We start from the raw sequence: 9,306 nt of genomic DNA, 5'->3' as shown, positions 1-9,306 counted from the left end.
CCTTTGGGCTGCTCTTGCCAAATTTCGTCCTGCTCTTCGTTGCTCTTCAGTCACTTAGCTAAGGCTATGCTCCCTCATCACGCCTCGATCAGAACAAAATTTGGCTACGTTCGTTCCAAAAGCAAAATCCCAACAAGCTCTTAGATATGGACTTATTAACACAACGATTATGATATTTCCCACCCTGTCCTTTCTGCTGCATTTTTGGCTTTGGGTACCGCCCGTTGGCACCGACTGTCCTATTGTGGAGGTCAAGCTTATGCAACGGGCCTTTTGTAAGGATCAGAATACACTCGACTGGACAGATGATCAATTCACCGGTACTATTGAAGTCACGTTTACCGACTACCCGGCAACCGGCCTGCTGCGGGTGGAGGGGGAGTATGTATTGCAGCCCGTGGAAATAGACGTTGCTGCATTAAGCGGCGGCAGTCACACTTTCGAAAAGGTGCCAATCCAAGCCACGCGGCGGGAAACCTGGCTTTCGCTTGCTGCCTCTTTTTCCGCAATTGAGAACTGCCGCTACCGTAACCGACGGGCGGGGCGTACCCGCGAGCAGTGTTCGGTTTGCCCGGGGCCGGCAGGTACGACCGGGGGGCCATATCCAGGTTGCTGGCCATCGGAAGAAGCAGAAGGGGCCTGCAACCAATCTGTCAACTATGCGCCCGACCCTGACCACCCGGAGCTGACACCGGTGCGCTACATGCAGACTATTGTGCATATTTTCCAAAAGGAGGACCCCGACAGTCTCGGGCAATGGGTGCGCCACCCGGATGACCCCGGCAACTTCACAGAGGAGCACATGGACATCATCCAATCCTGGTTTGATGACCCTAAAGGGCCAAATGGGGTGCTCAGCAACCTCTGCGATGACCCTACGGATGGGTCTCCACACATGACCGATGCCCGTATTCGGCTGCTCAATACCGGTACGGCAGGCAAGGATGTGTTCTTCCATCCGGATAATAAAGGGTGGGGTATTGGCTATTCCGGCTGTAAATCGGGCGGATATGGCTATTGGTATCAGGTAGATGACCGCTATTTAAAATCTCCAGACCCCTCGCACCCGGATTATGAAGCCCTGATCGCTCCGCAAGTGCAGCACGCATTCCATGTGTTTATCACCGGTGGCAAGTGGATGGCTGAGCCCCCTGGCGACCCCCGCATACCGGACGATAACGACTGCTATTGGCCTTGTGGCGGTGGACTGACCTCCTCTATGGGCTGTCAGCGAGGGCAGGTACCCGACTATCCTGCGCAGGCTTTGTTTGGGGTGTACAATATCTGGCAACATGGCATCACGCCGGGGCAACAAACCTGTGAAGTGGATTATCCCGGTTCGGAAGCCGGCCTGGGGGAAGGGATGCTTGGGGAGATTTTTCATGTCCTTTCAGTAGACCATCTTAGTCCATTGCAGGCGCACAAGAAGCATGCTGACGGAGGCGATGGCTGCGCGGATACCCCCTGGAAGTCCGATTACAACCGCCTGGGGTGCAATTTTCAGGAGCGCTGTGCCCTCACGGAGTGCCAAATTGGAAAGATGCACCACTTTTTTGCAGCATTGGAACCGGACTTTGAGCGCTTTCCGGATGGGGATGGCGGGTTTGCTCTTGATCCGGTACGGTGCCGGCCAACAGCAGAGGGTCTGGTTATTCCCCCCGGGGCAGACATCGTGTGGGAAGCCCCGCGGGAATTGTATTCCGACCTCGTTATCTCCGCCGGTGCCCGCCTGACGGTGCTGTGTGATCTTGCCCTGCCGGCCGGGGCGGCAATCGAGGTGGAAAACGGGGGCGAACTCATTATAGAAAGCGGCAAACTGTATACGGCTTGTCCGGATGGCCCCATACAGGCCCTACAGGTTGCCGGCCGGGTGGTGCTTGAGCCTGGCAGTGTAATTAAAAGTATCAGGCAGATAAAAATCGAAAGCACAGGTTCAATGGAGGCCTCCAACACCACCTTTGTAAACTGTGGCTTGCCGGAAGGGATGTTCTGTGGCCAGAACGGGAGCATTTGTGAGTGATTGCGGCGCTTGCCCCGCCTACAAACCATAAGCACACCTACAGCGCACCGGGTGAATGCCCTGGCAATGGCCTGGCTTGGCTTCCTCGCCGGGCGCTCTCCCTTCGCCCGGCGTGCTGACTATGGTCAAACGAAAAGCGCACCGGGTGAATGCCCCGGCAATGGCTTGGCTTGGCCTCCTCGCCGGGCGCGCTCTCCGTCCGACGTAGTTTGGAAACGCCAGTATACATCCGTATGGACTGGCCCGTATGGGAAGTCGGTACTTTCGCCCGGCGTGCTGACTACGGCAAAACGAAAAGCGCACCGGGTGAATGCCCCGGCAATGGCTTGGATTAGTGCACCCGGTGAGCCTGCCTTGACCCCCTTTAACCTTTGCTCCTTTACCCTTTAACCTTGAATACTTTAACCTTGAACACTTTAACCTTTACCCTTAATCACCACCCTTTCCACCCAAACCTGCCCCTCCACTTCCACACGCAGGGCATACACGCCCGGCGGCAACTCCGGCAGCTGTAGCGGCACTTCTGGTGCAGATGGTTCTATTACCGCCCATACCGCCTGCCCCTGCATACTATAGAGGGTGAAGTAGCCAGTGCCCGTGGGCGCAGCGCCCGGCCAGGCAACGGTAAGGTGGCGGGAGGCGGGGTTGGGGAACACCTGAATCCCTCGCCCTTCCATCGGCTCTGCCTCTCCCACACCCGTAAGCACCTCACAGGGCGTCTCCCCCTGACACCCATTGGCATCCGTTTTGATGATCCAGCAGCGGCGCTGAGGGCCATCGCCGCTTGCCGTCCCGCCACTGACCAGATGACCACTTGAGAGTTCTCCAAAGTTAAAAAAGCTGCCGCCAATTTGAGGGTTGCCTTCAATTTCAAAGGGGGGCAGATAGTAACGCGACCAGAGGGAGTCCCCGAAAGCGGTGAATTTGAACAGCCACCCAGCCCGGGTCGGGTCACCATCAATCTCGGTACTCAAATGCCCGGACCCTACAAAATAACCATCTGATACCTGTTGGATTTCATATAGGCCATCTCTCCATATATGGTAGCCCGATCTCCATATGGGCTGCTGCCATACGGTTTCATAATTGCTGTTCAATCGGGTCAACATCGGTTGTACAATGAAGGTATTCTCATCGATTATCTCCAGGGGCTGCTGCCCGATGGTGATGATATCGCCGTCTTCCAGGACAAAGAGCTGTCGGAGCCAGCCCATGTCCGGATTGACCGATGATTCCCAGCTATCTAAAACTGCGCCATCCGATAAGCGGATGCGGTGGAAGAAGTTTTTGCTGTACCCTCCCCCCAAAGCACTGCGCCGCTGCCCGCCAGCTACTAAAATAGAATCTCCAATCAATTGGGCATCTTGGTAGATGTCCCTACTCTCATACTCCCCGTAGAAGTTGAGCCGAAGGGTTTGCCCCTGCTCGTCCACAATGCGGACGAAGGGGTCTGGCAAATCATTGTCCCGGTCTATATATCCGTAAAGTAAATAGCCCTCCGCAAAAGAGATAGGGTCGTAGTAGTTGTGATTGGCACCTTCCTCAATGTCGGTGTATTCATAACGAAATTCTTCGTTGAGATATGCATCCAATTTAATAAAAATAGCGTTGAAGCGAATAGAATAAGCTATTATGACATATCCTCCATTATTTGCCGGTACCACTCCACCTGCATTATGGAGCATATATAAGCCTTCACCTTCAATATCTGTCAATATTTCGCTGGCTATCTGCTGTCCTGTGGAATCATACAAGGCAATTAAAACACCTCTTTCCAGAGAGTCCGTGCTGGCTAATCCAACAGCAACAATCGTATCATTATGGACAATCACTCTTTCAAACCGGTTGTTCACATACCCCAGATCTTCGGCAATATTGAACAACTGCGCACTAAGAGATACCTGTCCCAGCAGCACCAGTAAAAGTGCTTTGGTTAATAATTTCATAGGATTTTTCTTTAGCGTGATACGATAATTTTATAGTGCTCAGGCTGCTGCCCCGTTATTTGCAGCCGAGCCCAGTAGATGCCGGCTCATCTGAAAAATTGAACTGAACACGCAGGAAATAACTCTTGGGGTCTTCTTCGTATCTACCGTACAAACCATAAGTGACGTAGGTTTGTCCAGTTGCGGTATGCAAGCCTGATATCATGAGCATGAAAAAAAGAAGCTTAACAGAATGTCGTGCGCAGAATGTGTGTGTCCTCCTTCGCCTGTTGGCTTCGGCGGATGGAATGTGTGTGTATAAACATGAGGTCCGTTTTTAGCGGTTAGTGAATGGATGGTAAGATACGGAATTGGGTGGAGAAAAACAATGTCGGGTCTTCGCCCGTCGCCCTCACCATAAGCATAGGCATAGCGCACCGGGTGAATGCCCCGGCAATGGCTTGGCTTGGCTTCCTCGCCGGGCGCTCTCCCTTCGCCCGGCGTGCTGACTATGGTCAAACGAAAAGCGCACCGGGTGAATGCCCCGGCAGTGGCTTGGCTTGGCTTCCTCGCCGGGCGCTCTCCCTTCGCCCGGCGTGCTGACTACGGCAAAACGAAAAGCACACCGGGTGAATGCCCCGGCAGTGGCTTGGATTAGTGCACCCGGTGAGCCTGCCCTGAAGCCCTTTAACCTTAACTCCGCAACTCCTGGCACTGCGGGCAGTAATAAGTCGAGCGCCCCGCCACTTTGTCGCGCTGCAGTTCCGTGCCATCTTTGGGGCAGGTGCCGCCTTTATCGCGGTGGTTCCACAGCCACTCTTCGGGGTAATCCGGGTAGACGGCATCGAGGGCGACAGCTTTCTGGAGGATGGCTTGCATGTTTTGGAACATCGCCCGTTGCTCTTCTTCACTCAGTAAGCCCATGACGGAAGCCGGGTGGATGCCCTGCTGCCAGCACACCTCATCCACGTAGAGGTTGCCCATGCCAGCCAGGTACTTCTGGTTGAGCAGGAAGCCTTTGATGGTGCCCTTGCGGCCTTTGGCCATTTCTAAAAAGTCGGCTTCTTTGAGGACAAGGGCATCTTCGCCCAGGTTCTTTTTGGCGATAAAGGCGTCGAGGTCCTCCACGTAATGAATGCGCGCCAGTTTGCGGGGGCAGTCGAAGCCGAGACGGCCACCCTCTTCAAAATCGAAGGCAAAACGCTCGTATTTGGGCTGGTCGTCGGGGTCATCGTAATAACGGAAGCGGCCGCTCATGCCAAAGTGGAAGAGGATATGGTCGCCATTGTCCAATTTCGCGAAAAAGTACTTGCCCCGCCGGTAGGATCCGGTGAAGGTGCGGCCCGTCAGCTTTTCGGCGAAAGCCGGCCCACTGATCTCCTTGAGGATGTAGCTCGTATCAATCAGGTCGACGGTCTCTATTTTCTGGTGGAGGGCCACCTGGTCGAAGTGGTTTTTCTTGGCGTTGACTTCAGGTAATTCCGGCATGTTTTTATGGCTTTGAAAATTCGGAACTCCAAAAAGCGGGCAATTGTTGCGATTTTGTACCTTCACAGGCAGAAGTGTAGCTCAGACCACTCTATGAAAGCGATTATTGACCGGTATCGGGACTCCATTATTCAGATTGCCACGCCGTACAGCACGGGCACGGGCTTCCTGCTGCCTGACCGGCAGTTGGTGGTGACCAACAACCATATTGTACAGGACAATCGCGAGGTGGTAGTCCGTGGCGACCGCCTGCCGAAGCAACTGGCAACGGTGGTTTATGCAGACCCCCGGTACGATCTGGCTTTTCTGCGCATGCAGGGCCCCTTCGAGGCAGATACCGCAACGGTCACTTTGGGCGATGACGAGGCCCTCAGCGAAGGGGACGTAGTTGTCTCTATTGGCCATCCGTTTGGGTTGGAATTTTCCATTACACAGGGCGTGATTTCGAATACCAGCCGGGAGGTGGACAGGATCCGCTATCTGCAGCACGATGCAGCGCTTAATCCCGGGAACAGCGGTGGCCCGCTGATCAACCGGGACGGGGAGGTCATTGGCGTCAACACACTGGGGATGGAGCAAGGCGATAATATTGGGTTTTCCCTGCCGGTACGCTACCTGAAGCGCGCATTGGCCGATTATCAGTCTGCCAAGCCCGGGGTGAAAGTACGTTGTGAAGCCTGCGATAATGTGGTAGCTGAGCAGGAAGTTGAAAATGAGCAATACTGCCCCCACTGTGGTGCGAAGGTCTATCTGCCGTCTTTAGCAGAGGCGTACGAGCCGGTGGGCGTGGCCGAAAGCATTGAGGAGTTATTGGTGGAAATTGGGCAGGACGTCCGCCTCTCCCGCCGTGGGCCCAACAACTGGGAAATCATTGAAGGCAGTGCCCGTATCAACATCACCTATCATGAAGACACCGGTCTGATTATGGGCGACGCCTACCTGTGCGCCCTGCCCCAAACGGATATTAAGCCGATTTACGAGTTCCTGCTGCGCGAAAATTTTGAGACGGAGAACCTTTCCTTTAGCATCAAGGAGCAGGATGTGGTGCTGTCGCTCCTGATTTTTGACCGCTACCTCAACCTGAGCACCGGCATGAAATTGTTCCGCCACCTCTTTGAGCGGGCAGACTATTACGACAACGTGCTGGTAGAAAAATACGGGGCCAGATGGCGGCAGGAGGAATAAAATTGGCTTCCTGACCAAACGGAAAAGGGCAGAACTTACGTTAGGGCTATTGTTGCCTTTTTTCTGACAGGACTTTGACGTTAGCAGTCATTTAACAGAAAAAATGTTCAACCTTTGCCTAACATTCGCTATTATTGTGATTCATTAGCAAATACATCTACGCGGTTGTCCCAAAAGCGCCGCTTTAACAGCCCTACTCCAGCTTCTGGAAACAGGAACCGAAAACACCAGTTTAGTTTAAACAAAGCGATCACCAAGTTTACGATTCAATCACTTTGACTCATTGAAGCAATTTTACAAATAACCGCCTGTATGAAAAATTTCAAGTCGATTCTCGTCACTTGTATGCTGGCCCTGGGCGCTCTTTCCGTTAGCGCACAGGATATCCACTTCTCACAGTTCTACCTCTCGCCGCTCAACCTGAACCCGGCTATGACTGGTGTAATGAACTGTAATATCAGAATGGTTGCCAACTACCGCAATCAGTGGGCAAGTGTCCTGAGGTCCAATGCTTACAATACGTATTCCTTTTCTTACGATCAGCGTATCCCCGTGGGCCGCTACGATTACTTCGGTATCGGTGGTACTTTCTGGGGCGATGAAGCGGGCGAAGCGAACTTTTCTACCCTGACGGGTAAGCTTTCTGCTTCCTATAGCAAGCGCATGGGCGGTTACCGCAAACAAGCCAACTACCTCGTGGTAGGGGCTGAGGCGGGTGTAGCTCAGCGCAGTATCGACTTCTTGCAGCTACGCTGGGGGCTGCAGCACGATGGTGCAGGTGGGTTCAATGGTTCTCTGCCTTCCGGCGAGGAGCTGATATTTGACCGCGATAACTTCATCTTTGCAGATCTGGCAGCCGGGCTGCTTTGGTTCAGCGTTTTTGATGAGAACAATAGCCTTTACTTTGGCGGTGCCTTCCACCACCTCAACCGCTCCAATCAGTCGTTCAACTCCGATGATGAGGACCTGCTCTACAGCCGCTTTACTTTCCACGCTGGTGGTGAGTTTATGTTAGGGCGCCGTTTTGGTCTTGTGCCCGGTGTGATTGTGATGAGTCAGGGACCTTCTTTTCAGGTGAATGCGGGTACGAGCTTCAAGTTCCTTCTGGGCAACGGCCGTTCCAATCAGTCTTTTCAGTTTGGATTGTGGACACGCGTGTCTAATAAAATTGAGAGTGGCGTGCTGAACGATGCTGCCATCCTCTCTACTCGTTTTGATTACGAGAACTTCAGCCTCGGCTTCAGCTACGATATCAACGTATCCCCGCTGCGCGAGGCGAGTAATGCCAACGGCGGCTTCGAGTTCGCCCTGGCGTATAAAATCTGCGGTGTCGAACGCCGTGGCGTGTACTGCCCGAACTTCTAATTTGGGGAGTAACAATCTCTTGCATGCCAAACAAAACCGCCTTTCGCTGCTTCAGCGGGAGGCGATTTTGTTTGCAAAGCTTTGCAAAACCCGGTCATCGCATTATCTTCGTTGCGAATCGATTTAAAAAACCCTTCATCTACCCCCGGTTTATCCCATTAACTAATTATATCACGCTTTAAACAGCAGGACTATGTTCGGAGGTAATAACAAGAAAGAAAACACCAACACCAAAAGCACCAATACGCCCACGGCATCAAGCGGCCTCAACAGCTTGGTGAAAGGCACAGTTGTGGAAGGTACGGTAAAGTCAGAAAGCGATATCCGTATCGATGGCACCATCAAAGGCAAGCTCGTTTGTGACGCAAAGGTCATCATCGGCCCCACCGGGTACGTAGAAGGCGAAATCCGCTGCCAAAATGCAGTGGTAGAAGGTAAATTCGAAGGAACACTCGAAGTGAGCGCCCTTCTCAATGTCCGTGAATCCGCTGTGGTCAGTGGCGAAGTGACCACAGAAAAGCTCATCGTGCAGTCTGGCGCTACCTTCAATGTCACTTGCTCTATGGGAGCAGGCGCCGCGAAGCGCAACAGTTCAAATGCCCGGCCCGACGGCAAAACTTCGGACCGCAAGGCAGGCAGCAACGTGAAAGAAAATAAGGCCGCAGGTGCCCAATCCTAAAAAAGACCAAGACCGTGACGACGCCCCCCGCAAACAGGTGGATGCTTACCTCAAATACTCTGGTATGGCTATCCAAATGGGCGTTATCATTCTGATAGGGACGTTCGCCGGGCAACAACTTGATGCCCGTTTTCAAACCGAACGTCCCTACCTGACGGTCCTGTTCGCTTTACTCTCTATCTTCGCAGCACTCTACCTAACCCTGAAGGATATCCTCTTCCAAAACGACAAAGATCAGTGACTGCAAAAGCTTTTTATATCCAACTTGCTCTGGTTACTTTATTAGCCGCTGCGGTTGCTTATGGTATCAATACCTTCCCGCAGTTTGCGGCCTTTCAACCGGTAGCCTGGATCAGCCTTGGCGTGTTTGTCTTGCTAAGTATGGTCATGTTCTATGCCGGCCGTAAAGCCGCCTTCAGCGACAACAAACACGACTTTACCAACGTGTCCCTTGGCGTCACCATCAGCAAAATCTTTATCGCGATCCTCTTTATTCTCGGCTACAATCAGCTGATGCAACCGGAATCGCGGTTTTTTATCATCCCTTTCTTTCTGATGTACCTGATTTACACTATATTCGAGACTTATATTATGATGAAATTAGGCCGATTGAACACCCGAGCAGAGCAGTAGAGTTTGTTTTG

11 protein-coding genes are annotated in these 9,306 nt (G+C 52.9%); 8 read left to right on the top strand and 3 right to left on the bottom strand.

Going from position 1 to position 9,306, the window contains the following annotated elements; genetic code table 11:
- The first annotated feature begins 169 nt into the window (after positions 1–169).
- Together RIC19_RS03860 and RIC19_RS03855 are read left to right on the top strand one after the other, a co-directional pair.
- A complete protein-coding gene (locus RIC19_RS03860; RefSeq protein WP_350176971.1) occupies positions 170–2,020 on the top strand; it encodes a hypothetical protein in 1,851 nt (616 codons plus the stop codon).
- A 149-nt stretch (positions 2,021–2,169) separates the two neighbouring features.
- Positions 2,170–2,355: a hypothetical protein gene (locus RIC19_RS03855; RefSeq protein WP_350176970.1), complete on the top strand. Its 186-nt coding sequence runs from the start codon at positions 2,170–2,172 to the stop codon at positions 2,353–2,355.
- An 81-nt stretch (positions 2,356–2,436) separates the two neighbouring features.
- Here RIC19_RS03855 and RIC19_RS03850 read toward each other — a convergent pair whose 3' ends face one another.
- Both RIC19_RS03850 and RIC19_RS03845 read right to left on the bottom strand, forming a co-directional pair.
- Positions 2,437–3,966: a T9SS type A sorting domain-containing protein gene (locus tag RIC19_RS03850; RefSeq protein WP_350176969.1), complete on the bottom strand. Its 1,530-nt coding sequence runs from the start codon at positions 3,964–3,966 to the stop codon at positions 2,437–2,439.
- Between the two features lie 55 nt (positions 3,967–4,021).
- On the bottom strand, positions 4,022–4,177 hold the full coding sequence (locus tag RIC19_RS03845) for a hypothetical protein (RefSeq protein WP_350176968.1): 156 nt from the start codon (positions 4,175–4,177) through the stop codon (positions 4,022–4,024).
- Positions 4,178–4,390: 213 nt separating this feature from the next.
- Between RIC19_RS03845 and RIC19_RS03840 the strand changes: the two genes are divergently transcribed.
- Positions 4,391–4,603, top strand: coding sequence for a hypothetical protein (locus RIC19_RS03840; RefSeq protein ID WP_350176967.1), 213 nt, complete (start codon positions 4,391–4,393; stop codon positions 4,601–4,603).
- Positions 4,604–4,638: 35 nt separating this feature from the next.
- On the opposite strand, the gene RIC19_RS03835 is transcribed toward RIC19_RS03840, so the two are convergent.
- Positions 4,639–5,433: an Fpg/Nei family DNA glycosylase gene (locus RIC19_RS03835; RefSeq protein ID WP_350176966.1), complete on the bottom strand. Its 795-nt coding sequence runs from the start codon at positions 5,431–5,433 to the stop codon at positions 4,639–4,641.
- A gap of 93 nt (positions 5,434–5,526) precedes the next feature.
- Between RIC19_RS03835 and RIC19_RS03830 the strand changes: the two genes are divergently transcribed.
- The 5 genes from RIC19_RS03830 (at position 5,527) to RIC19_RS03810 (ending at position 9,295) form a co-directional block, all read left to right on the top strand.
- A complete protein-coding gene (locus RIC19_RS03830; RefSeq protein WP_350176965.1) occupies positions 5,527–6,618 on the top strand; it encodes a trypsin-like peptidase domain-containing protein in 1,092 nt (363 codons plus the stop codon).
- Between the two features lie 312 nt (positions 6,619–6,930).
- Positions 6,931–7,983: a PorP/SprF family type IX secretion system membrane protein gene (locus RIC19_RS03825; protein ID WP_350176964.1), complete on the top strand. Its 1,053-nt coding sequence runs from the start codon at positions 6,931–6,933 to the stop codon at positions 7,981–7,983.
- A gap of 193 nt (positions 7,984–8,176) precedes the next feature.
- Complete coding sequence (locus RIC19_RS03820; RefSeq protein ID WP_350176963.1) at positions 8,177–8,662, top strand: bactofilin family protein; 486 nt, start codon at positions 8,177–8,179, stop codon at positions 8,660–8,662.
- A complete protein-coding gene (locus RIC19_RS03815; RefSeq protein WP_350176962.1) occupies positions 8,649–8,903 on the top strand; it encodes an AtpZ/AtpI family protein in 255 nt (84 codons plus the stop codon). Before RIC19_RS03820 ends, RIC19_RS03815 begins: the two co-directional genes overlap by 14 nt.
- Entirely contained in the window at positions 8,900–9,295 is a 396-nt protein-coding gene (locus tag RIC19_RS03810; RefSeq protein WP_350176961.1) for a hypothetical protein, read from the top strand. Before RIC19_RS03815 ends, RIC19_RS03810 begins: the two co-directional genes overlap by 4 nt.
- Positions 9,296–9,306: the final 11 nt, after the last annotated feature.

The sequence above is a fragment of the Phaeodactylibacter sp. genome, assembly GCF_040219495.1.
Classification (GTDB): Bacteria; Bacteroidota; Bacteroidia; order Chitinophagales; family Saprospiraceae; genus Phaeodactylibacter.
The sequence above is the reverse complement of the archived record's forward strand: the minus strand, read 5'-3'. Positions and strand labels throughout refer to the sequence as shown.